This is a genomic window from Klebsiella sp. GW_Kp182 (assembly GCF_040062275.1).
Classification (GTDB): Bacteria; Pseudomonadota; Gammaproteobacteria; order Enterobacterales; family Enterobacteriaceae; genus Klebsiella; species Klebsiella michiganensis.
Map to the genome: position 1 here is coordinate 80,241 of NZ_JBEAFQ010000041.1, position 22,932 is coordinate 103,172.

23 protein-coding genes are annotated in these 22,932 nt (G+C 58.4%); 3 read left to right on the forward strand and 20 right to left on the reverse strand.

Annotation, left to right across the window (positions count from 1 at the left end; all coding sequences use genetic code 11):
* Window positions 1-123: 123 nt before the first annotated feature.
* Complete coding sequence (acs, locus tag ABLU88_RS17865) at window positions 124-2,082, reverse strand: acetate--CoA ligase (protein ID WP_047724829.1); 1,959 nt, start codon at window positions 2,080-2,082, stop codon at window positions 124-126.
* 411 nt (window positions 2,083-2,493) lie between these two features.
* On the opposite strand from acs, the gene gltP reads away from it, so the two are divergent.
* The gene (gltP, locus tag ABLU88_RS17870) at window positions 2,494-3,807 is read left to right on the forward strand and encodes a glutamate/aspartate:proton symporter GltP (protein ID WP_004109428.1); all 1,314 of its coding nucleotides are present in this window, start codon (window positions 2,494-2,496) and stop codon (window positions 3,805-3,807) included.
* 36 nt (window positions 3,808-3,843) lie between these two features.
* On the opposite strand, the gene ABLU88_RS17875 is transcribed toward gltP, so the two are convergent.
* The 8 genes from ABLU88_RS17875 to alsR form a co-directional block, all read right to left on the reverse strand.
* The gene (locus ABLU88_RS17875; protein ID WP_014837150.1) at window positions 3,844-4,527 is read right to left on the reverse strand and encodes a tetratricopeptide repeat protein; all 684 of its coding nucleotides are present in this window, start codon (window positions 4,525-4,527) and stop codon (window positions 3,844-3,846) included.
* A gap of 204 nt (window positions 4,528-4,731) precedes the next feature.
* Entirely contained in the window at window positions 4,732-6,879 is a 2,148-nt protein-coding gene (gene fdhF / locus ABLU88_RS17880) for a formate dehydrogenase subunit alpha (RefSeq protein ID WP_077598876.1), read from the reverse strand.
* Between the two features lie 259 nt (window positions 6,880-7,138).
* Window positions 7,139-8,050 carry an allose kinase gene (gene alsK, locus ABLU88_RS17885; RefSeq protein ID WP_116280007.1) on the reverse strand — a complete coding sequence of 304 codons (912 nt, stop codon included), beginning with the start codon at window positions 8,048-8,050 and terminating at the stop codon, window positions 7,139-7,141.
* Window positions 8,034-8,729: a D-allulose 6-phosphate 3-epimerase gene (alsE, locus tag ABLU88_RS17890; protein WP_032695089.1), complete on the reverse strand. Its 696-nt coding sequence runs from the start codon at window positions 8,727-8,729 to the stop codon at window positions 8,034-8,036. Before alsE ends, alsK begins: the two co-directional genes overlap by 17 nt.
* 10 nt (window positions 8,730-8,739) lie before the next feature.
* Window positions 8,740-9,720, reverse strand: coding sequence for a D-allose ABC transporter permease (gene alsC / locus ABLU88_RS17895; RefSeq protein WP_014837152.1), 981 nt, complete (start codon window positions 9,718-9,720; stop codon window positions 8,740-8,742).
* Window positions 9,699-11,231, reverse strand: a complete 1,533-nt coding sequence (gene alsA / locus ABLU88_RS17900) for a D-allose ABC transporter ATP-binding protein AlsA (protein WP_025107678.1) — start codon at window positions 11,229-11,231, stop codon at window positions 9,699-9,701. Before alsA ends, alsC begins: the two co-directional genes overlap by 22 nt.
* Window positions 11,232-11,296: 65 nt before the next feature.
* Window positions 11,297-12,232 carry a D-allose transporter substrate-binding protein gene (gene alsB, locus ABLU88_RS17905; protein WP_047724826.1) on the reverse strand — a complete coding sequence of 312 codons (936 nt, stop codon included), beginning with the start codon at window positions 12,230-12,232 and terminating at the stop codon, window positions 11,297-11,299.
* Between the two features lie 60 nt (window positions 12,233-12,292).
* Complete coding sequence (alsR, locus tag ABLU88_RS17910) at window positions 12,293-13,180, reverse strand: D-allose utilization transcriptional regulator AlsR (protein ID WP_004097852.1); 888 nt, start codon at window positions 13,178-13,180, stop codon at window positions 12,293-12,295.
* A gap of 363 nt (window positions 13,181-13,543) precedes the next feature.
* Between alsR and rpiB the strand changes: the two genes are divergently transcribed.
* Both rpiB and yjdP read left to right on the forward strand, forming a co-directional pair.
* Window positions 13,544-13,993: a bifunctional allose-6-phosphate isomerase/ribose-5-phosphate isomerase RpiB gene (gene rpiB, locus ABLU88_RS17915; RefSeq protein WP_032747528.1), complete on the forward strand. Its 450-nt coding sequence runs from the start codon at window positions 13,544-13,546 to the stop codon at window positions 13,991-13,993.
* A gap of 69 nt (window positions 13,994-14,062) precedes the next feature.
* Window positions 14,063-14,395, forward strand: coding sequence for a DDRRRQL repeat protein YjdP (gene yjdP / locus ABLU88_RS17920; RefSeq protein ID WP_032747529.1), 333 nt, complete (start codon window positions 14,063-14,065; stop codon window positions 14,393-14,395).
* A 33-nt stretch (window positions 14,396-14,428) separates the two neighbouring features.
* On the opposite strand, the gene phnP is transcribed toward yjdP, so the two are convergent.
* From phnP to yjdN, 11 genes are all read right to left on the reverse strand, one after another.
* Window positions 14,429-15,187 carry a phosphonate metabolism protein PhnP gene (gene phnP / locus ABLU88_RS17925; protein ID WP_109240456.1) on the reverse strand — a complete coding sequence of 253 codons (759 nt, stop codon included), beginning with the start codon at window positions 15,185-15,187 and terminating at the stop codon, window positions 14,429-14,431.
* Window positions 15,188-15,202: 15 nt separating this feature from the next.
* Complete coding sequence (phnN, locus tag ABLU88_RS17930) at window positions 15,203-15,766, reverse strand: ribose 1,5-bisphosphokinase (RefSeq protein WP_014837158.1); 564 nt, start codon at window positions 15,764-15,766, stop codon at window positions 15,203-15,205.
* Window positions 15,766-16,902 (reverse strand): alpha-D-ribose 1-methylphosphonate 5-triphosphate diphosphatase, encoded by a 1,137-nt coding sequence (phnM, locus tag ABLU88_RS17935; protein WP_275050618.1) that lies wholly within the window; start codon window positions 16,900-16,902, stop codon window positions 15,766-15,768. The genes phnN and phnM overlap by 1 nt, the downstream gene beginning before the upstream one ends.
* Entirely contained in the window at window positions 16,899-17,585 is a 687-nt protein-coding gene (gene phnL, locus ABLU88_RS17940) for a phosphonate C-P lyase system protein PhnL (RefSeq protein ID WP_004097859.1), read from the reverse strand. Before phnL ends, phnM begins: the two co-directional genes overlap by 4 nt.
* A 197-nt stretch (window positions 17,586-17,782) precedes the next feature.
* Window positions 17,783-18,541 (reverse strand): phosphonate C-P lyase system protein PhnK, encoded by a 759-nt coding sequence (gene phnK, locus ABLU88_RS17945; protein WP_014227581.1) that lies wholly within the window; start codon window positions 18,539-18,541, stop codon window positions 17,783-17,785.
* Entirely contained in the window at window positions 18,538-19,386 is an 849-nt protein-coding gene (locus ABLU88_RS17950; protein ID WP_004097861.1) for an alpha-D-ribose 1-methylphosphonate 5-phosphate C-P-lyase PhnJ, read from the reverse strand. Before ABLU88_RS17950 ends, phnK begins: the two co-directional genes overlap by 4 nt.
* On the reverse strand, window positions 19,379-20,443 hold the full coding sequence (locus ABLU88_RS17955) for a carbon-phosphorus lyase complex subunit PhnI (protein WP_275050617.1): 1,065 nt from the start codon (window positions 20,441-20,443) through the stop codon (window positions 19,379-19,381). Before ABLU88_RS17955 ends, ABLU88_RS17950 begins: the two co-directional genes overlap by 8 nt.
* Window positions 20,443-21,027 (reverse strand): phosphonate C-P lyase system protein PhnH, encoded by a 585-nt coding sequence (gene phnH / locus ABLU88_RS17960; protein WP_196546618.1) that lies wholly within the window; start codon window positions 21,025-21,027, stop codon window positions 20,443-20,445. Before phnH ends, ABLU88_RS17955 begins: the two co-directional genes overlap by 1 nt.
* Window positions 21,024-21,476, reverse strand: a complete 453-nt coding sequence (phnG, locus tag ABLU88_RS17965; RefSeq protein ID WP_004097867.1) for a phosphonate C-P lyase system protein PhnG — start codon at window positions 21,474-21,476, stop codon at window positions 21,024-21,026. Before phnG ends, phnH begins: the two co-directional genes overlap by 4 nt.
* The gene (gene phnF / locus ABLU88_RS17970) at window positions 21,477-22,202 is read right to left on the reverse strand and encodes a phosphonate metabolism transcriptional regulator PhnF (RefSeq protein WP_032695092.1); all 726 of its coding nucleotides are present in this window, start codon (window positions 22,200-22,202) and stop codon (window positions 21,477-21,479) included.
* A 217-nt stretch (window positions 22,203-22,419) separates the two neighbouring features.
* Window positions 22,420-22,854 (reverse strand): VOC family metalloprotein YjdN, encoded by a 435-nt coding sequence (yjdN, locus tag ABLU88_RS17975; protein WP_275050616.1) that lies wholly within the window; start codon window positions 22,852-22,854, stop codon window positions 22,420-22,422.
* Window positions 22,855-22,932: the final 78 nt, after the last annotated feature.

The following is a 22,932-nucleotide window of genomic DNA, read 5'->3' on the forward strand; positions in this document are numbered from 1 at the left end:
ATCCGCCCGGCAGTTAACTGTCGGGAATCAGCCTGTTTACCGCTTTCCTGCTACCTGAAATCCTTGGGGAGTCGTAATTATATCCTCTCCCCTGGTGGGGAGAGGGTGTAGGGGATCGTTGGTTTACGATGGCATAGCGATGGCCTGCTTCTCTTCGAGCAGTTTTTCCACCACGCCAGGATCGGCAAGCGTTGAGGTATCGCCGAGGTTACTGGTATCGCCCGCGGCAATTTTGCGCAGAATGCGGCGCATGATTTTGCCCGAACGGGTTTTTGGTAACGAATCGGTCCAGTGCAGCACGTCCGGCGTCGCCAGCGGGCCAATCTCTTTACGTACCCAGTTGCGCACCTCGGCGTACAGCTCCGGCGTCGGCTCTTCGCCATGGTTGAGGGTCACGTAGGCGTAGATGGCCTGGCCTTTGATGTTATGCGGAATGCCGACCACCGCCGCTTCGGCGATTTTCGGATGCGACACCAGCGCCGATTCAATTTCGGCGGTACCCAGACGGTGGCCGGAAACGTTCAGCACGTCATCGACGCGGCCGGTGATCCAGTAGTAGCCATCTTCGTCACGGCGCGCGCCGTCGCCGCTGAAGTACATATTTTTAAAGGTGGAGAAGTAGGTTTGTTCGAAGCGTTCGTGGTCGCCAAACAGCGTGCGCGCCTGGCCCGGCCAGGAATCGGCGATCGCCAGGTTCCCCTCGGTCGCGCCTTCCAGCGGCGCGCCTTCGTTATCCACCAGCACCGGCTGGACGCCGAAGAAGGGACGCGTGGCGGAACCGGCCTTCAGCTCGATAGCGCCGGGCAGCGGGGTGATCATAAAGCCGCCGGTTTCGGTCTGCCACCAGGTGTCCATCACCGGGCACTTCTCGTTGCCGATCTTCTTCCAGTACCACTCCCAGGCTTCCGGGTTAATCGGTTCGCCGACGGAGCCGAGAATGCGCAGGGAAGAGCGGTCGGTGCCTTCGATGGCCTTATCGCCCTCCGCCATCAGCGCGCGGATCGCCGTAGGGGCGGTATAAAGAATGTTGACCTGATGCTTATCGACCACCTGGCACATACGCGCCGGGGTCGGCCAGTTCGGTACGCCTTCGAACATCAGCGTCGTCGCGCCGCAGGCCAGCGGGCCGTAGAGCAGGTAGCTATGGCCGGTGACCCAACCGACGTCGGCGGTGCACCAGTAGATGTCGCCCGGATGATAGTCGAACACGTATTTAAAGGTTGACGCCGCATAGACCAGGTAGCCGCCGGTGGTGTGCAGCACGCCTTTTGGCTTACCGGTCGAACCGGAGGTATAAAGGATAAACAGCGGATCTTCGGCGTTCATCTCTTCGGGCTGGTGTTCCGCGCTGGCTTTCTCGATCAGATCGCTCCACCACAGGTCGCGGCCTTCCTGCCAGTCGATTTTGCCGCCGGTACGTTTGAACACCACCACGTTTTCGATGCTCTTCACGTTCGGATTTTTTAGCGCGTCGTCGACGTTCTTTTTCAGCGGGATAGCGCGGCCGGCGCGCAGCCCTTCATCCGAGGTGATCACCAGGCGAGAGTTGGAATCGATGATACGGCCGGCGACCGCCTCCGGCGAGAAGCCGCCGAAAATGACCGAATGGATAGCGCCGATACGCGCGCAGGCCAGCATGGCCACCGCCGCTTCCGGCACCATCGGCATATAGATAGCCACGACATCGCCCTTTTTAATGCCCAGATCGAGCAGGACGTTGGCAAAGCGGCAGACATCGCGATGTAGCTCGCGATAAGTGATGTTTTTGCTCTGGCTGGCATCGTCGCCTTCCCAGATGATGGCCGTCTGGTCGCCGCGCTCCGCCAGATGGCGATCGAGGCAGTTAGCGGCGAGGTTCAGCGTACCGTCTTCATACCACTTAATGGAAATATTGCCCGGCGCGAACGAGGTGTTTTTCACGCGCGTATAGGGTTTTATCCAGTCAAGGATTTTGCCCTGCTCGCCCCAGAAGGCGTCAGGTTCGGTGACGGACTGCTGATACTGCGCCTGGTACTGTTCCGGGTTAATCAGGCAACGTTCCGCAATATTAGCGGGAATAGAGTGTTTATGTATTTGGCTCATGGCTTTTTTTCTCCTGTAGGTTGTTAAATATATGTCAAATAAACGTTAATAGTAGGGGCTTTGGCGGCTTTGTTTGCTATTTGGGGGGCAGATCACGCAATAATTAAATTGAATGAAAAGCAATCAAATGAAACTTTGATATGAAATAATTTCTGAAGTGGATTTATAGAAAATGAATATATTAAATATTTTTTATAACAAATACTTATGCAACATAAGGTGGGGATATTAGCGGGTTTATGCATAAAACCAGAGTAAACCGCTGTTCTTAAAGACTTGCGCAGCATGCCGTGCAAATGATACTGATATTGCGCGTTAAATAACCCTATAAAGCAACGCAACACAATTCATACCCCTTTCAGTGGGTGCCATTACCTCCCGGAATGGCGCTTTTCATCGAGGAAGTCTGTAGTGAAGAAAAAAACAAAAGTCAGCCTGGCCTGGCAAATTTTGCTGGCTCTGGTGCTGGGCATACTTCTGGGCAGTTACCTGCATTACCATGCCGAAAGCCGTGACTGGTTAATCTCAAACCTGCTGACCCCGGCAGGCGATATCTTTATCCATCTGATTAAAATGATCGTCGTACCGATCGTCATCTCGACCTTGGTGGTCGGTATTGCGGGCGTGGGCGATGCGAAGCAGCTGGGCCGTATCGGCGCGAAGACCATTATCTATTTTGAAGTGATCACCACGGTGGCGATCGTGCTGGGGATTACTCTGGCTAACGTCTTCCAGCCGGGGAGCGGAATCGATATGTCGCAGCTGGCGGCGGTGGATATTTCGAAATATCAAAACACCACGGCGGAAGTGCAGAGCCACGCGCATGGCCTGATGGGCACGATCCTCTCGCTGGTCCCGACCAATATCGTGGCCTCGATGGCGAAAGGCGATATGCTGCCGATCATCTTCTTCTCGGTGCTGTTTGGTCTGGGCCTCTCCTCGCTGCCCGCCACCCATCGCGAACCGCTGGTAACGGTGTTCCGCTCTATCTCTGAAACCATGTTCAAAGTGACGCACATGGTCATGCGCTATGCGCCGGTGGGCGTGTTCGCGCTGATTTCGGTGACCGTGGCGACCTTCGGCTTCGCCTCGCTGTGGCCGCTGGCGAAGCTGGTGATTCTGGTTTATTTCGCCATTCTGTTCTTTGCGCTGGTGGTATTAGGCATCGTGGCGCGGGTGTGCGGACTGAGCATCTGGACCCTGATCCGCATTCTGAAGGATGAGCTAATTCTGGCCTACTCTACCGCCAGCTCCGAGAGCGTGCTGCCGCGGATTATTGAGAAGATGGAAGCCTATGGCGCGCCGGCGTCAATCACCAGCTTCGTGGTGCCGACCGGCTACTCCTTTAACCTTGATGGCTCAACGCTGTATCAGAGCATTGCGGCGATCTTTATTGCCCAGCTGTACGGTATCGACCTCTCCATCTGGCAGGAAATTACCCTTGTGCTGACGCTGATGGTGACGTCGAAAGGGATTGCCGGCGTACCGGGCGTCTCCTTCGTGGTGCTGCTGGCGACGCTGGGCAGCGTGGGCATTCCGCTGGAAGGTCTGGCGTTTATCGCTGGCGTTGACCGTATCCTCGATATGGCGCGTACCGCGCTGAACGTGGTGGGCAACGCGCTGGCGGTGCTGGTGATCGCCAAATGGGAACACAAGTTTGACCGCAAAAAAGCGCTGGCGTACGAGCGTGAAGTGCTGGGAAAATTTGATAAAACGGCGCAATAAAACAGAAAGCCCGTTGACATCGCACCGGGCTTTTTCTTATCTTTTACTGATCCTGTCGAACTCTTCACAGCCGGTATCAAACCCCTCCTGACAGCTGACGTTGAGCCAGTGCAGCGCTTTCTGCTTGTTGGGTTCGATAAAGCCTTTTTCTCCCTGCTGGAAAAGCATCCCGGCCCAGTATTCAGCGTAGCCGGTGCGGGAGAGGGCAGAGCTCTCTTTAAAATACTGCGTCGCCTTTACGTCATCTTCCGGGGGATGAACGCCGCTGGCGTAGATAAGCCCCAGCAGCATCTGGGCGTCGACGGCTGAATCGCTTTCCGGATCCTGGGCGGCATGCTGTAACAGGGAGATGGCGTGCGGATAGTTCGGCGTACCGGCCTGCTGGTTCACCAGCACCCGGGCGAGGACTATTTCTCCCGCCCTGCTGCCGGTCTGCACCGACTTTTCCGCCAGCGCTTTCGCCTGGCGGTAGTCGGCCTGCTGCGGATTGCGGATTTTGAGCTGAGCCAGCAGCGCCAGCGCATCGCCGTCGCCCTTGTCTGCCGCTTTCTGCGCCCAGTATTCAGCCTGCGGAAAATCGCCGAAGCTGACGTAAGTGTCGGCCAGGTAGTACTGCGCGCGCGGGTCGCCCGCTTCGGCCAGCGGTTTGTACTGGCTGCCGGGTTCCATGGCGCCTGCGGCGACGCTTGCCATCACCAGCAGTAAATAGAGGTATTTCATTTTTTATTATCGGTAGAGGACATAGCGAGCAGTATAAAGGCAGGTGAAGGAGAAGAAAACGACGGGAACGAGTGGGGGATATGAACGTTTTACTCGAACCATCGTGCCGTCTGTTTCCCGGGTTGCGGCGTAAATTTCTTGCCCGGGCTACGGATTGTGTAGCCCGGACAGGTGCGAAGCACCGCCTCCGGGGAGGCGGCCTGATTAGCCCATCGCGCTTTCGCGCAGGCGGGTTTTCAGCTTATTGTACTCGTCAATTACGTACTGCTCGGCGGCCCGCTGGTCGGCAATCGGCTCAACGTTGACGGCGCAGTACTTGTACTCCGGCGTTTTGGTTATCGGGCTCAGGTTCTCGGAAACCAGCTCGTTACAGGCGCCAATCCACCACTGGTAGGTCATATAGACCGCCCCTTTATTCGGACGATCGCTGACCTGCGCGCGGGTGATAATACGGCCCTTACGCGAGTTCACCCACACCAGCGCCTCATCCTCAATGCCCAGACGTTCGGCATCAGCGGTATTGATCTGCGCATAGCCCGGTTCATCCGCCAGCGCGGCCAGCGCCGCACAGTTGCCGGTCATCGAACGGCACGAGTAGTGGCCGACTTCGCGCACCGTCGACAGCACCATCGGGTATTCGTCGGTGAGCTTATCAATCGGCGCGACCCAGTCGCAGGTGAAGAACTGCGCCAGACCGTTCGGGGTATCGAACTTCTCTTTAAACAGATAAGAGGTCCCCTGGTCGGCGTCGGACTCATCGCGGCACGGCCACATGACGTAGCCCAGCTCGCCCATTTTCTCGTAGGTGGCGCCGTAGAAATCCGGGCACAGATGACGCAACTCGTCCCAGATTTCCTGAGTGTTGTTGTAGTGCATCTTGTAACCCATCCGGGTGGCGATTTCGCTGATGATCTGCCAGTCGGTTTTCAGGTCCCACTTCGGCTCTACCGCTTTAAAGAAGCGCTGGAAGCCGCGGTCCGCTGCGGTATAAACGCCTTCGTGCTCGCCCCACGAGGTGGAGGGCAGGATAACGTCGGCCGCTGAGGCGGTTTTGGTCATGAAAATATCCTGGACGATAACCAGTTCCAGATCGTCGAAAGCCTTACGCACGGCGGACAGCTCGGCGTCGGTCTGGAGCGGATCTTCCCCCATGATGTACGCCGCCCGCACTTCGCCATGCGCCGCGCGGTGCGGCAGCTCGCTGATGCGGTAGCCGGTATGCGCCGGCAGGCTGTCGACGCCCCAGGCTTTGGCGAACTTCTCGCGGTTTTCCGGGAACTTAACGTACTGATAGCCCGGATAGGTATCCGGCAGCGCGCCCATGTCGCAGGCGCCCTGAACGTTGTTCTGGCCGCGCACCGGGTTGACGCCGACGCTCGGCTTGCCGAGGTTGCCGGTGAGGATCGCCAGGCTGGTCAGCGAACGTACGGTCTCCACGCCCTGGTAGAACTGGGTGACGCCCATGCCCCACAGGATGGCGGCGGATTTCGCGCTGGCGTACATGCGGGCGCAGGCGCGGATCTCCTGGGCACTCACGCCGGTAATCTCTTCCACCGACTCCGGCGTATAGCCTTCGACGATTTTGCGATACTCTTCGAAGCCTTCGGAACGGCTGGCGACGAAGGATTTATCGTAGAGATCCTCTTCGATGATCACGTGTCCGATAGCGTTGAGCAGCGCGATATTCGAGCCGTTCTTCAGCGCAATGTGCATATCGGCGATGCGCGCGGTTTCGATTTTACGCGGATCGCAGACGATGATTTTCGCCCCATTGCGTTTGGCGTTAATCACGTGATTCGCCACAATAGGGTGTGAATCTGCCGGGTTATACCCGAAGATAAACACGAGATCGGTGTTGTCGATCTCGGTGATGGCATTACTCATAGCGCCGTTACCGACCGATTGGTGCAGACCTGCAACCGATGGGCCGTGTCAGACGCGAGCGCAGCAGTCGACGTTATTGGTACCAATAACGGCGCGCGCGAATTTTTGCATCACATAGTTGGTTTCGTTACCCGTCCCGCGGGACGAACCGGTAGTCTGAATCGCGTCCGGGCCATACTTCTCTTTAATGGCGCTGAGGCGAGTGGCGACGTAATCGAGCGCCTCATCCCAGGAGACGGACTCCAGCTTGCCGCCGCGCTGGCGACGGATCATCGGGGTTTTCAGGCGCGGGGTAAGGATCTGGGTATCGTTAATGAAGTCCCAGCCATAATAGCCTTTCAGACACAGGGTTCCCTGGTTGGTTTTCCCCTGTGCCGCCTCCGCCCGAACGATTTTGCCGTTATCGACCACCAGGTTGATTTTGCAACCTGATGCGCAATACGGGCAAACCGTGACGACTTTTTTCATCGGTCTTGCTCCAGTTAATCAATTGGCGCATACGCGCTATCGCGCCGTCACTATGCATCTTCTATGCCATGTTTTCACTGTGGGTATTGACTGATGATACGTCGTTTTTTTGGGCGAAATGCTGACGAAAAACAGGCTATCGTCAGTTTTGACGTGTCGACGCGGGCGCCTGTGACGCGGTCGGGTAGCCCGGCCAGGCGCGCAGCACCTCCGCCGGGGGGTGGGAAGAGGCAGGCCCGGGCTATTGGCGTTACCTCGGCTAGCTTAAATACCGGCTTCTCGCCAGCGCCGCCGCGCCCTGAGCGCCGTTAAACGCGGAAGAGGAGGCGGCGATAAAGCGTACGGCCTGATACGGCAGCGGACGGCGGACGTAGGTTTTGACCATGGCGATGACGGCGTCACGCGGGAAGGCGGGCATATCCATCACGCCGCCGCCGAGGATCACCGCATCGGGGTCGAACAGGTTGATGCTGGTGGCGATGGCGCGGGCGGCGTGGTTTAGCAGCTGCTGCACAAACGGCTCCCGCGCGGCGTGAACGAACAGCTCGCCCAGTTCATAGGTGCGCGGCTGCTGTTCATACCAGTGCTTTAGCGCAATCCCGGAGCAGACGGTTTCCAGACAGGCGGGGTTGCCGCAGGCGCAGGTGAGGGCGTCATCGCCCTGCGGAATATGCCCCAGCTCGCCCGCCACGCCGTGGGCGCCGGTCCACGGTCCGCCGTTTAGCCAGACCGCGAAGCCCATACCGGTGCCAAGATAGGCCGCCAGCACCTCCTGCTCCTGCAGGCCGTTCTGCTGCACATCAAAAGAGAGCTGCAGATTCACATCGCGGGAAAACTCCACCGGGCAGCCCAGCGCCGCTTCCAGCCGCTCGGCCAGGTTATACAGGTCGTCGGCGGCCAGCGGCAGATTGGGCGTTGAGATAATCGTCCGCTTGTCTTTTGCCACCAGCGCCGGAAACCCCATCACCAGCCCGCAGCAGTGGGCGTCGTGCTGGGTCAGCTGCTGCTGCAGCAGGTTTTTAATACCGTTGACCAGGCCGTCGGCGCTAATCACGTCGGCGGTGCGCCGCTTTTCGCAGTGCAGCGCTTCGCCCTGCGCCGTTTGCAGGCAAAGCCGGATATGGGTCGCGCCCATATCCACGCCCGCGACGACGTTACGCTGTTTTTGCATGAGGCAGTACCTCGCGTTTTGCCGTCAGGATCTGCTCTGCCATGATCTGCCACGCGTCTTCTATCTTATCGGCGTGATTGAAGAGGCCTGATGTGCCGACGATAAAGACGTCCGCGCCCGCCGCCATCAGTTTTTGATAGGTGGCTTTATTGCAGGAGCCGTCGATTTCGATCTCGTAGCTCAGCCCCTCGCGCTCGCGCCAGGCTTTCAGTTCGGCGATTTTTTCCAGCATCTCCGGGATAAACGGCTGCCCGGCGAAGCCCGGATCGACGGTCATCACCGTGATTTTGTCGGCTTTATGAATGTAGTACTTCATGGTCTCAACCGGGGTTTCCGGGTTAAGGATCAGTCCGACCTTCATGCCGTGGCGACGGATCTCTTCAATCAGGCGGAAGGCCTGGCCGTTAATCGTTTCCGGATGCAGGGTGATAAAATCCGCCCCCGCCTGCGCCAGCTGGCTAATGTAGTCCTGCGGGCGGGTGACCATCAGATGGCAGTCCAGCGGTTTGCTGGCCAGCTTTTTGACCTGGCTGACGAAAAACGGCGACAGGGTCAGGTTTGGTACAAAATGACCGTCCATAATGTCGATGTGAAAATAGTCTGCGTGCTGGTCGATAAACTCGATCTGTTCTTTGAATTTCAGCAGATCCATACACATTAAAGAGGGAGCAATTTTCATGATAAATTCCTTACTTACTGATAAGACGGTCGAGGGCGACAGCCGCGATGATTAATCCGCCCATTACCACCAGCTGGTAGTAGGTTTGTACTTGCAGGATGTTCAGTCCGTTGTTGATAGTGCCGATAATCAGGCCGCCGATGACCACCGAGAAGATGCGTCCTTTACCGCCGAAGAAGCTGGTGCCGCCAATGATGGCGCTGGCGATGGCGTAGGTTTCAAAGCCCATGCCGGCCAGCGGTTCCGCCGCCCCGAGGCGGGCGGTGGAGACCACGCCCGCCAGCCCGGCGCAAACGCCGGAAATGATGAACACCAGCAGCATGTGGAACTTGACGTCGATGCCGGAGTAGAAAGCGGAGTGCTTGTTACCGCCCAGCGCGTAGATGTTGCGGCCCACGCGCATACGGGTGGTCAGGAACCACAGGATCACCGCCACAATCAGCGAGAAGATCACCGGAACCGGAATGCCCAGCGGCGTGGCGGCGAAAAAGTTAACGAAATCAAACGAAAACCCGTACACCGAATTGGCATCAGAGATCACCAGCGTAATACCGCGGAAGATGGCGTTGGTGCCGAGGGTAATAATGAACGGATGCAGGCCGGTCCAGTTGACCAGGCAGCCGTTGATGGCCCCCAGCGCGCCGCCGACCAGCACGCCGCCAATCAGCGCCGCGAGGAACGGGTCGACGCCCGCCAGCATCAGCTTCGCGGTGACCATCCCGGAGAGCGCGAGGATCGCCCCGACCGACAGGTCGATCCCGGCGACGAGGATCGCGAAGAACTCGCCCATGCCGATCAGGACGGTGACCGAGCTCTGGACGAAGATCTGCGTAATATTGTTGGTCGTCAGGAAGTACTCTGACGACAGGGTGCCGAAGATGGCGACGATGATGGCGAGAATAAAAAAGGTGCCGTATTTATCCCAGAACAGCGCGAAGTTAAACGGTTTTTTCTCGCCCATCTCGCCTTTCACTCTTGTGGTAGTGCCCATGCCATAATCTCCTCTTCGCTCATGTCGTCGCGATTGGTCAGGATTTGCGTCAGTCGCCCTTCGCAGAACACGGCAATGCGGTCGCAGACGGCGATAATTTCAGGTAGTTCGGACGACACCATCAGGATGACTTTTCCGTCATCGGCCAGCTGGCGCATCACTTTATAAATTTCGGCTTTTGCGCCCACGTCGATACCGCGCGTCGGCTCGTCAAAAATGATCACTTCGGGGCTGCAGCATAGCCATTTGGAAATCAGTACCTTCTGCTGGTTGCCGCCGGAGAGCTCGGTGATGTTTTGATCGACCGAATGGCACTTCAGCGCCAGCAGCTTGCGCTGCTCCTCCGCCGTTCTGCGTTCGTCGCCTTCGCGGAACAGCCCCATGGCCCCTTTGTAGCCGCCGCGCTTCAGGCTCTGGCTGACCGCCATATTCTGGGCGATGGAAAAATTGGGGAAAAAGCCGTTTTCCCGGCGGCTTTCGGTGATATACCCCATGCCTTTCTTTAAGGCGTCGAGCGGCGAGCGGGGCGAGATCGCGTTGCCGTTGAGGTATATTTCACCGCTGCTACGCTTATCGACTCCAAACAGGCAGTCCATCAGCTCGGTGCGCCCGGAGCCGACCAGCCCGGCAAAACCGAGAATTTCGCCGCGATTCACGCTAAATGAGATATCGCGTACCTTTTTCTTGTCATGGCTGGTGACGTTTTTCACTTCGAACACCGTCTCGCGGGCGATGTTGCCGGTGCTCTCTTTCATGGCGTTGAAGCGGTTTTGCAGCTCGCGGCCGACCATCAGGCGTACGATGTCGTCGTTATTCACTTCGCTGACCTTCCCGCTGCAGACGCTGCTGCCGTCTTTCATCACCGTGTAGCGGTCGCAGATGCGGCGTATTTCCGCCAGCTTGTGCGAGATATAAACAATGGCGGTGCCCTCTTTACGCAGCTGGTTCATGATCAGGAACAGATAGTCCACCTCTTTATTGGTCAGCGAGGAGGTCGGTTCATCCATGATCAGCACTTTAGCGTCGAGCATCAGCGTCTTGGCGATCTCCAGCATCTGCTTGTGGCTGATGGAGAGATTCGCCACCTTTTCGTCTAAATCGATCTTCAGCCCGACGCGCAGCAGCATCATCGCCGCCCGTACGCGCATTTCCTTCCAGTCGATAACGTTGACGCCGCAGACTTTTTTCGTCAGATGGCGGCCAATATATAAATTCTCCAGCACCGTTAATTCATCAATGACGCTGAGCTCCTGGTAAATAATACCAATGCCGAGCTGGGCTGCTAATTTATGGTCAAGCTTGTGGTAGTTAACGTTATTAATCGTAATGGTGCCTTTGGTCGGTTCATGTATTCCCGACAATACTTTCATCAGCGTTGATTTACCGGCACCGTTTTCCCCTAGTAACGCATGTATTTCATGGGGGTAAATAGTTAAATCAACCGATTTTAATGCGTGAACCGGGCCAAAGGATTTGCCGATCCCCGCCATTGAAATATATGGCGTGAGCATAGAAAATTTCCTTTATTACCGCTGCGTGATTTCCCCTCTTCCAAAGAAAGAGGGGATGCACAGACCTATTTCGTCACCAGAATGGAATCCACCAGCGTAAACTGCGGGGCTTTATCCAGCGGGATGACTTTGCCGCTCTTCTCGGCGTCGACCATCAGCTTAAGACCCGTAGCGCCAATATCCGCCGGGTTCTGCGCGATAGTGGCGGTCATTTGCCCGGCTTCGACCATTTTGCGCGCTTCCGGAATACCGTCGGTACCCACCACCAGCACCTTGCCGGTTTTGCCGGCGTTCGCGACGGCCTGGGCGACGCCCATTGCCATGGTGTCGTTGGCGCAGTAAATCGCTTTAACGTTCGGGTTACGCTGCAGCACGTTCGTGGCGACGTCCAGCGCTTTGATGCGGTCCCAGTCGGCAGGCTGGCTGGCCACCAGCTTGATCTGGCTCGCTTTTTTGAAGGCTTCGGTGGCGCCGCTGCGGCGAGCTTCGCCTGAGGCGTTACCGGCTTTGCCTTCGATAATAGCGACTTCGCCGCCTTCCGCGCCCAGCTTGTCGATAATAAAAGCCGCGCCTTTCGCCCCCACCGCCACGTTATCGGTGGTGACGAAACCTTCGACGTTGCCGCCGGCTTTCTTCAGGTTATCCATATCGATTTTTTCATCGAGGTTGACCAGAAAGATGCCCTTTTTCCACGCTTTGGCTACCGGCATGACCAGGTTTACCGAGGAGAGCGGCGCAAAGGCGATACCTTTGTAGTTTTTGTTGCTCAGGTCTTCAAACAGCTGCAGCTGCGACTGAAAATCCCCTTCGGAAGGCGAGGCAAAAATATCGACGCTTACGCCCAGCGTTTTGGCTTCGTCTTCAATACCCTTTTTCATATCCACCCAAAATGGATTGGATAAGGTTTTTAATACCACAGCATAATCGGCGGCGGCAAAGGCGCTGGTGGATAACATTACGCCCATGAGCGTGCCGCTGAAAAGTTTCAGATATTTATTCATGGCAGTATTCTCAGTGTAGGATACAGTTATATTGATCCCACCAGTGTGGGATCGGTTTTTTTATTTAAGCGCGCCGGGTGAAAAGAAATTAACAATCGCGCCAGTTTTTTGCATATTTAAATTCGCTTGCTCAATGTTGAGCTGTGCAACGGAAACAAAAAACGCATCTAATAATGTGAGTTGTAATATACGCGCTGAGGCGTTACGCCCTAATAAAGGCGTCTCTGGTGCTGGCGAACAAATAATAAAATCAGCTAACTTGGCAATCGGCGAATGATAGCTATGGGTGATACAGATAATTTTCGCCCCGTTCTTTTTCGCCAGCTCCACCGCTGATTTGATATCGCTGGTGCGCCCGGAGTGAGAGACCACCAGCACGACATCGCCTTCCTTCAGCAGCGAGGCGGACATCATCATGATATGCGCGTCCGGGTAGGCCTGGCAGCGTACGCCGATGCGTAAAAACTTATGCTGCACGTCGGCGCAGATGGCGTTGGAGCCGCCCGCGCCGTACAGGTCGCGCTGGTTGGCTTGGGCAAAAAAGCGCGCCGCGCGGTGAATTTCGTCAACGTTCACGATCGACTGGCCTTCCATAATGGTGCGCAGGGTGATGTTGAACACCTTATTCACCACATCCTGCGGCGCATCATCAAAGGAGAGTTCGGTCGGTAACACCTGTTCAGACTGCGAAAAGTAGGCCTCCAGCGCGCTGCGCAGGTTACGAAAACCGCTAAACCCCAGCAGCTTAGAAACCTTAACGATCATGGCTTCTGATACCGACAGCGCTTCCGCGACGTCCTTGATTGCCGGCGCATCGCTGAGATTGCCGGGGGTAAGCAACCATTCGACGATACGGCTCTCGTTTTCGGTCATTCCTTCCTGCTTCATGCGAAGCCAGGGGGCAAGGCCGATGCCGTTAGGGAGCGAACTGGATTCTGTCTGACTCATCGCTTTCTCATTGTCCATAAAATGAAGACGACACTATATCACCACAGGCGAAACAAAAAAGATACCACCAACTTCACAAAATTATATTTTTTATAAAGTTATGTTTATCGTGAAGTTTTGTTAATGTTGATTTTATCTTAATTTCTTATTAATTCATTATAAATCATTTAATTACTGTTTTTTTCAGTTCTTTTTTTGCAAGGTGAAAATCAGGTTAAATAACGCTTTCGTCTTGATTTGTAAAATTTGCCCGTGTAGAAAGGAGCCTGACGATGCTGTTTTCAGCGTTTCCTGGGGCATTTTTAGGCGTTTAAATCACAACGCCAGTCATCCTTGTAAAGTTAACAACAGGCGAGGCTAAGTATGAAAAGGATTGCATTTGGCTGCGATCACGTCGGGATTATCCTGAAAGACGATATTCTTGCGCATCTGCGCCAGCGCGGTATTGACGTCGTAGATAAAGGCGCATGGTCCACGGAACGTACCGACTATCCGCGCTATGCCAGCGCCGTCGCTCAGGCCATTGCCGCCGGCGAGGTCGACGGCGGGATCCTGATCTGCGGCACCGGCGTCGGAATCTCTATCGCCGCCAATAAGCACCCGGGTATTCGTGCGGTGGTGTGCAGCGAGCCCTACTCGGCGCAGCTTTCACGACAGCATAACAACACCAATATTCTGGCCTTTGGCGCGCGGGTGATCGGCCTTGAACTGGCGAAAATGATCGTCGATGCCTGGCTGGCTGCCGAATTTGAGGGCGGGCGACATCAGGGGCGAGTGGACGCCATCGGCGCGATTGAACAGCAGCGGATTTGAGATTCCTCCGCTACTCCCGGCGATAGCCCTTGATTAACGTAGAGCCAGCCCCCCGATGAGACTGGCTTTATGAAACGTTACTCTACCGCTTTGCTTATCTGCACCTTGTCCCTCGCCGGCCAGCTGGCGCACGCCGATATGATTGATGACGCGATCGGCAATATTCAGCAGGCCATTAATGATGCTTACCATCCGGGCGATAGCCGGTCTGACGATGATGACTATGATGATGGGCGCTATCAGGACAGCCGCCAGCAGAGCGCCGATCGCCAGCGGCAGTATGACGACCGGCGGCGACAGTTTGAGGATCGCCGACGCGAACTTGACGAGCGCCAGCGCCAGCTTGATCGGGACCGCCGTCAGCTGGAAAGCGACCAGCGCAGGCTGGATGATGATTATTGATGCGGCACGACTCTCGGCCTTCGCCGCGCCCGCTTAATCCAGCGCTATCTCCATGCCGTCAAATCCCGCTTCAAATCCCGCCGGTAGAGCATTCTCCATCATCCATGCATCGAAGCGGTGGCTGATATGGGTGAGGATCACCCGCGGGCAGCCGATGATCTGGTTAATGGCCCGCACGGTGTTCAGGTCGCAGTGGTTGCGCGGCGGCTGCGGGCGCGGCTCGTGGCTACAGTCGATAATGATAAGCTGCGGCTGGTTATTCAGCAGGAACTTCAGCGTTTTCTCCGGCAGCGCGGCGGTATCGGATAGCCAGGCGACCCGGCTGTGGGCCGACTCCAGCAGATAGCCAAACGTGAGCCTTGAGTGGTTCAGCGGCAGCGGCGTAACGCGCAATCCCTGAAGTTCAAATCTTACAAAGGGTTCGACGGTATGGCTGAAATCCAGCAGGCCCGGATGCTTAAACAGATCATCGCAGCCCTGTTCATCCGGGGGGCCGTATACCGCAATAGGTTCGCCCACGCCCCAGCGCAGCGGGAACAGGCCTTGAACGTGATCCATATGATAATGGGTGAGCAGAAACTGCTGAAAGCTGCCGGCGGGCCACTGGGTCATCAGGTCCGGTAGCCCGGCATCGAGCAGGGTCACCGCGTTGTTGTATTTGACGACCGCGCTACAGGGACGGCGACGATGCGCTTCGTCGACGCGGGCGCGGCGGCAGGCGGGGCAATCGCAGCCGAAAACCGGTACCAGCTGCGCGCCGCCGGTGCCGGTTAAGCGGATAGTCAGGCTCATCTCTTCTCCTCGCGTTCAGGCAGTCTGCTGTTCGCGCCGGTTGCCGTGAATACGAATCAGCGAAACCAGGGCATCCACCGACTGGCTAAGTCGGCCATCGTTATTCAGCGTCAGACACTCGTTCGGCGTATAGCGCGCCGCGCGCGCCAGGCGCTGGGCGATTTCCGTCTCGTTCTCCCGTCCGCGCTGCTCCAGGCGCTGTCGCAGCACCGCCGGAGAAACCTGCAGACAGATGGGCAGCAGCGCGTCGGCATAGCGCGCCTGCGCCTGCGGCAGATGGGCGCGTGAACCGTTAGCGACCACGTCGAACCCGGCGTGCAGCCACAGGTCAATCTCGATGCCAATGCCATAGTAATTGTTGTTAGCATGCCAGCTAAGAGCAAACAGATGCTGTTCGGCGCGGGTAAAAAACTCATGCTCGCTGAGGGCGATATGGTTTTCACAGCCCGCGTTGTGCGGACGGGTAATGTAGCGGTGCGCCACCAGCAGCTGCGGATGCTCCCGCTGGCGCAGCGCCGCCAGCAGGCTGTCTTTGCCGGAGCCGGAGGGGCCGACCAGCCAAATCAGTTTCCCTGTCATCAGAAGACCCTCTTGCCTTGCCGCCAGACGTGATCAATATGGATATGCTCGCCGTGACGGCGCGCCAGCACCAGATCCGCCCGCTTACCTTCGGCAATCGCCCCGCGGTCGTGCAGCCCCAGCGCCTGGGCCGGGTTTTTGCTCACCAGACGAATGGCCTGCGCGAGGGTAAAGGCGTTGCCCTCGTCGTCGGCGATGCGAAAAGCGGCATCCAGCAGGCTGGCGGGATAATAGTCGGAGGAGAGAATGTCCAGCAGGCCGCTGGCCGCCAGATGGTGGGCGGCGACGTTCCCCGAGTGCGAGCCGCCGCGTACGATATTCGGCGCGCCCATCAGAACGTTCATCCCGTGCTGGCGCGACGCCTGTGCTGCGGCGATCGTGGTGGGAAATTCGGCGATGACGCTGCCAAGCTGGCGCGATTCGAGCACATGTTCGCTGGTGGCGTCATCGTGGCTGGCCAGCGCGATATTTCGCTCGCGACAGATGGCGGCGATGCGCTGCCGGTTAGGCTGAGACCAGGTCGCCGCCAGCGCCATCTGCTCCTCTTCGAATTTGTCCATCTCTTCGTTGGTCAGGTGATATTTGCCCTGATAGTAGTCGCGGTATTTGCTGCGGTCGGCATACTGGCGCTGGCCAGGGGAGTGATCCATCAGGGAGACCATGCTCACCGGCTCGCGGCCAACCAGCTTCTCAAACAGCGGCAGGGTGGTGTGATGCGGCAGTTCGCAGCGCAGATGCAGCCGATGTTCAGCGCGGTTGAGGCCGCGCTTCTGCGTCTCTTCCACGGCGTTGATCATTTTTTCGAGATTTTCCAGGCGATCGCCGCCGTCGCGCACATCGCCAATAGCCACAGCATCTAGCACGGTGGTGATGCCGCTGGCGACCATCAGCGCGTCGTGGCTGCTCATCGCCGAGTGGGCGGGCCAGTCCACTTTCGGTCGCGGGGTGAAAAACTTGTCCAGGTTGTCGGTATGCAGCTCGATAAGCCCCGGCAGCAGCCAGCCGCCCTCTCCATCGATGGCCTCCGCCAGTCGGCTCTGGCTTTCGGCAAAGGCCGAAATTCTGCCGTCCTGCACTTCCAGCGAGCCGTTAATCACCTCGTCTTCGAGAACCAGCTTTACATTATTGATAATCATGCTGAAATCCCCATCGGGTGCAGACGGTCGGCGACCTGGTTGCGCGTGGCCTCGTCGTGAAAAATACCGACGATCGCCGCGCCGCGGGCTTTGGCTTCATGGATCAGTTCCACCACCGCGGCGCTATTTTTGCCGTCCAGCGAGGCGGTGGGTTCGTCGAGAAGCAAAATCGGGTAGTCAACCGCGAAGCCGCGGGCGATGTTAACCCGCTGCTGTTCGCCGCCGGAAAAGGTCGAGGGGGCGAGGTGCCACAGGCGTTCGGGTACGTTCAGCCGCGTTAGCAGGCGGGCGGCTTTCGCGGCGCTCTCTTCGCGCGGGATGCCCAGTTCGAGCAGCGGCTGCATCACCACGTCGAGGGCGGAAATGCGCGGGATCACCCGCAGAAACTGGCTGACCCAGCCAATGGTGGTTTTGCGCACTTCCAGCACTTTACGCGGCGTGGCGGTGACCAGGTCCACCCATTCATCGCCGTGGCGAATATGAATGTGGCCGCTATCGGGGAGATAGTTGGCGTACAGCGAACGCAGCAGGGTCGATTTTCCGCTACCGGAATGGCCGTGCAGCACCACGCATTCACCGGCATTCACGGTCAGCGAGGCGTCGGCGAGTACCGGCAGACGGACGCCGTGCTGCTGGTGCAGAACAAAGGTTTTATGGATGTTTTCAACGCGGATGGCGTTCATTTTTAGCCTCATCGTGCCTGAATTTCCCCGGATCGCGGCGTAAACGCCTTATTCGGGATACCTGATGCATTAACTCACGAAGCGCGACCGGGGAGTCCCGGAGGCGGCGCGTTGCGCCTGTCCGGGCTACCGGCCCGCAGACGGCCCGGGATCCGTAGCCCCGGTATGCGCAGCGCCACCGGGGAGTGGACATTCACTCAGTTCTGCAACACCGACGACACCAGCAGCTGGGTATAGGGGTGATGGGGATCGTCGAGCACCCGGTCGGTTAAGCCGCTTTCGACTACCTGGCCCTGCTTCATCACCAGCAGACGGTTAGCCAGCAGGCGGGCGACGCCGAGGTCGTGGGTCACAATCACCACCGCCAGGTTCAGCTCGACGACCAGGCCGCGCAGCAGATCGAGCAGGCGCGCCTGCACCGATACGTCCAGCCCGCCGGTAGGCTCATCCATAAACACCAGCCTCGGCTGCGTCACCAGATTGCGGGCGATTTGCAGGCGCTGCTGCATCCCGCCGGAAAAGGTGGTGGGCAGGTCGTCAATGCGCGAAGGCGGGATCTCCACCTCCTGCAGCCACTGTCCGGCTGTAGCGCGAATATTGCCGTAGTGACGGGACCCGGTGGCCATCAGGCGTTCACCGATATTGCCGCCGGCCGAGACCTGGCGGCGCAGGCCGTCCATCGGATGCTGATGCACCACGCCCCATTCGGTGCGCAGCAGACGTCGGCGCTCCGCTTCGCTCATGGCGTATAGCGAGCGCTGTTGATACAGTACTTCTCCCTGCTGCGGGGCCAGGCGGGCGGAGATCGCTTTCAGCAGCGTGGTTTTTCCGGAGCCGGATTCGCCGACGATACCCAGCACCTCCCCCGGCCACAGCTCAAACGAGACGTCGCTGAAGCCTTTGCCCGGCGCGTAGAGGTGGGTCAGGTTGTTCACCGCCAGTAACGGATGACTCATTTTTTCTGCTCCTCGCTCTGTTGGCGGCAATAATCGGTATCGGAGCAGACAAACATCCGTTTGCCGCTGTCGTCGAGCACCACTTCATCAAGATAGCTATGGCGAGATCCGCAGATGGCGCAGGGTTCATCCCACTCCTGAACGGTAAACGGATGATCGTCGAAATCGAGGCTCTCAACCGGGGTATACGGCGGTACCGCGTAGATGCGTTTTTCGCGTCCGGCGCCGAACAGCTGTAGCGCAGGCATCATATGCATCTTCGGATTATCGAATTTTGGAATCGGCGACGGATCCATCACGTAGCGGCCGTTGACCTTCACCGGGTAGGCGTAGGTGGTGGCGATATGGCCGAAGCGGGCAATATCTTCGTACAGCTTCACCTGCATCACGCCGTACTCCTCCAGCGCGTGCATGGTGCGGGTTTCGGTTTCGCGCGGCTCGATAAAGCGCAGCGGCTCCGGGATCGGCACCTGGAAGATCAGGATCTGATCGTCAGTCAGCGGCGTTTCCGGGATCCGGTGGCGGGTCTGGATCAGCGTGGCGTCTTCGGTGCGCTCGGTGGTCGCGACGCCGGTCACGCGTTTGAAAAACTGACGAATCGATACCGCGTTGGTGGTGTCGTCGGCGCCCTGATCGATCACCTTCAGCACGTCATTTTCCCCGATGACGCTGGCGGTAAGCTGGATACCGCCGGTTCCCCAGCCGTAGGGCATCGGCATCTCGCGACCGCCGAAGGGCACCTGGTAGCCGGGGATGGCCACCGCTTTCAGGATGGCGCGGCGGATCATGCGTTTGGTTTGCTCGTCGAGATAAGCAAAGTTATAGCCGGTCAGTGCGTTAGCCACGTTGATTCTCCCGTTGCAGGCGTTTAAGCAGCGCCAGTTCGGCCTGGAAATCGACATAGTGGGGAAGTTTAAGGTGCGAAACGAAACCGGCGGCCTCGACGTTATCGGCATGGGCCAGCACAAACTCTTCATCCTGGGCAGGGCCCGCCACCTCTTCGCCGTACTCCGGCGCCTGGAGCGCGCGGTCAACCAGCGCCATCGCCATCGCTTTGCGCTCGCTCATGCCGAACGTCAGGCCGTAGCCGCGGGTAAAGTGCGGCGGTTCATTCTGAGGGTCGACAAAGCCGTTGACCATCTCGCATTCGGTCATCAGCAGTTCGCCGATAGTGACGGTGAAGCCCAGCTCTTCGGGAGCGATCTCCACCGCGACGTAGCCGCTGCGAATTTCACCGGCAAACGGATGGTTGCGTCCGTAGCCGCGCTGGGTGGAGTAGGCCAGCGCCAGCAGGTAGCCCTCGTCGCCGCGCACCAGCTGCTGCAGGCGCGAAGAGCGCGAACAGGGATAAACCGGCGGATGGCGGGTGATATCGTCGGGTTGCGTGTCGGTATCCCGCTCCGCCTTCGCCAGCCCCTGCTGGACGAGCAGATTAAAGACGTGCGGCGTCGCTTCCTGCGGTGCGCTATCGGTCGCCAGCGGCGGCGTTTCGCCGTTGGCCAGCAGGGTAAAATCGAGCAGACGGTGGGTGTAATCGTAGGTCGGGCCGAGCATTTGGCCGCCGGGGATATCTTTATAGACCGCCGAGATACGGCGCTCAAGGCGCATACCTGCGGTGTCGACAGGCTCGCTGACCGCCAGCCTTTGCAGGGTGGTGCGATAAGCGCGCAGCAGAAAAATCGCTTCGACGCTGTCGCCGCTGGCCTGCTTCAGCGCCAGCGCCGCCAGCTCCCGGTCGGCGATGCCGCCTTCGGTCATGACCCGATCCACCGCCAGATTAAGCTGTTGGCTAATCTGATCAACGCTGATTTCAGGAAGCCGTCCCTCGCCTCGGCGTTTCTGTTCCTGTAGGGCGTGAGCGGCGACGATCGCCTTCTCGCCGCCTTTGACGGCTACGTACATTAGCAGACCTCGACGTGGGTGGTGCGCGGAATCGCCAGCAGGCGTTCGCCGCAGGTGAGGATCAGATCGATTCCCAGCGGGAACGGATGCGGACGCTCGGTCAATTCTTCAATAATGCATTCCGGCAGCTGCGGGGCGATCATCCGCTCTTCGGCGATCCCCGCGCCGGTCAGCCGCAGCATCCGGCCGCCGCTCAGGCTGGCAAGCTGAACCACCAGCGTGACGCCGGTTTCCGGGGCGACGACGGTACCGGCGGAAAGCACGTTCAGCTGCTCGGCGCTGATGCTGTCGCTGGCGACGGCGAAGGTCGCCTGCTGCGGCTGCTCAACCAGCGGCGCGCCGGTATGGAAGCGCAGATTCTGGCCGACAAGATCGTTATGCAGCGCGGAAGCGAGCCAGACCGGCGTGTCGTGATCCACCAGCGTCAGCAGCAGGCTGGTGGAGGCGACGTTCAGCGGCTGCCAGCCGTGCTGAAGCTGCTGCAGGGAGACAATCACTCCCGGCTCGCTCATCGCCTTCAGCAGGCGGCGGAAACTGTGCTGGGCATCCTGCACAGCCAGGGTAAAGGCGGGTTGTAATGTCATGCGTTATCTCCGCGAACCAGAGTAAAGAAGTCGACCCGGCTGGCGTTGACTTCGGCGCGTCGGGCTTCAATGCGCGCGCTGCGTTGTTCTTCCAGCGGGGTTATCAAGGTTTCCATCAGGGTGTGAAAATGGTGTGGCGACTGCATCAGGGCATCAATGGCCGCGCAGCGTTCAGCGTGCGGGCGGTCGCGGCCCAGAATCCAGCTATAGCCGAGGGTGCCGTCGGCCAGGCGAATGGCGGCGCGGGTTAAGGTGGCGTCTCCGGCGAAGAATCGGTCGCCGATGCCGCCCATACGCGCCTGCAGCTGCACCAGCCCGGTCTCCGGGGCGCGAATCAGCTCATACTGCGGCGCGAGCTGCAGCGTCTGCATCCGCGCCGCCAGTTCTTGTGGTTCACTGTGGGCCAGCACGGACATCCAGCGCTGGCGGGTTGCGGTATCAAAGTGCATTCAGTGCTCCATGGTGAATTCAATCATGTCGGCGCGGGTCAGGCTGACGGAGTACTCCGTCGCGCTCTGCTCGCCCTGGCGATGATTCAGGGTGCGCACGCACAGCAGCGGCGCCATGTTGGGAATGCCGAGAATATTGCTCTCTTTGGCCTGCGCGCGGCGGGCGCTGATTTTGGTGCGCACGCGGGTCAGTTCGATATCCAGCCGATCGCGCAGCAGGTCATGGAGAGAGCCGTGGGTAAAGGTTTGCAGAACCGGCCACAGCTGCAGGTCGGTAAAGTAGTGGTCAATCAGACACAGGGCGACGCCGTTCACGCGGCGCAGGGTGCGCAGGTGAATGACGTTATCGCCTTCACTGATAGCAAACGCCTCGGCAACGTGGCTGCTGGCCGGACGCACCACCGACAGCAGCTTCTCGCTGGTCGGGTGGCTGCCCTGTTCGAGAAGATTTTGGCTAAAGCGGGCCTGGGCGTTGAGCGGATAATCTATCGGGCGCATCAGCACCAGCACGCCGACGCCCTGACGGCGCTGGACCCAGCCGCGTTCGACGAGCTGATCGATGGCCCGGCGCAGGGTGTGGCGGTTAACCTCAAAGCGGGACGCCAGCTGCTGCTCGGCGGGCAGATAGTCGCCGCAGCGGTAATGATGGCGAAGCTCTTGCTCCAGTTTGGCGGCAATTTCCTGATATCGCGTTGGATAACTGGTCGGATGTCTGGATAGGTACATGTCAATCGAGCCTCACTAAGGACAAGGAAGTATTTCCCTCTGAGCGTGGGCCGATCCTGACGGTTTTTTGTTACATTTCGGTTAACTCATGATGACCGGGGGATGAAGAGTTGATGCCGGTGGAATGACAGGGTAAGGGGGAGTGAATGCACAGATGCCCTCACTCCGCCCTCTCTCCCTTTCGGGGGGAGCACAGGGTGAGGGGAAAAGGCCAGCGTTAAGGCTCTTTCACCACGTTGACCATCCACGGGACGCCAAAGCGGTCGATAACTTTACCGAAGCCGTGCGCCCAGAAGGTTTCCTGCCAGGCCATCTCAATCTGCCCGCCGTCGGCGAGGCCGTCAAACCAGCGTTTACCCTCAATAACATCCTGCGAGTCCAGCACGACGGTAAATCCGGCGTAGCGCTCCATGTTGCTGGAGGGGCTGTCGCTGAGCATCAGGATACTATCGGCAATGCGCAGGCTGGCGTGCGCGATACCGTCGGCAGCCAGATGCTGGCCGGAAGGGCAGCCATCTTCGGCATTCTGCGTATTCTGCGGCATTTCACCCCAGGTGATTTTGTGGATGAGCTCCGCGCCCAGCGCCTGCTGGTAGAAAGCGATGGCGGCAGCGCAGTTGCCGCTAAAAGCGATATAGGGACTTAAGGGCATAACCATTACCTCAGGTAACGAATATTCCATTAAGCGTAGAAGGGGATTGCAGAATTAAGCCAGGCGGCAGCGAGGGAT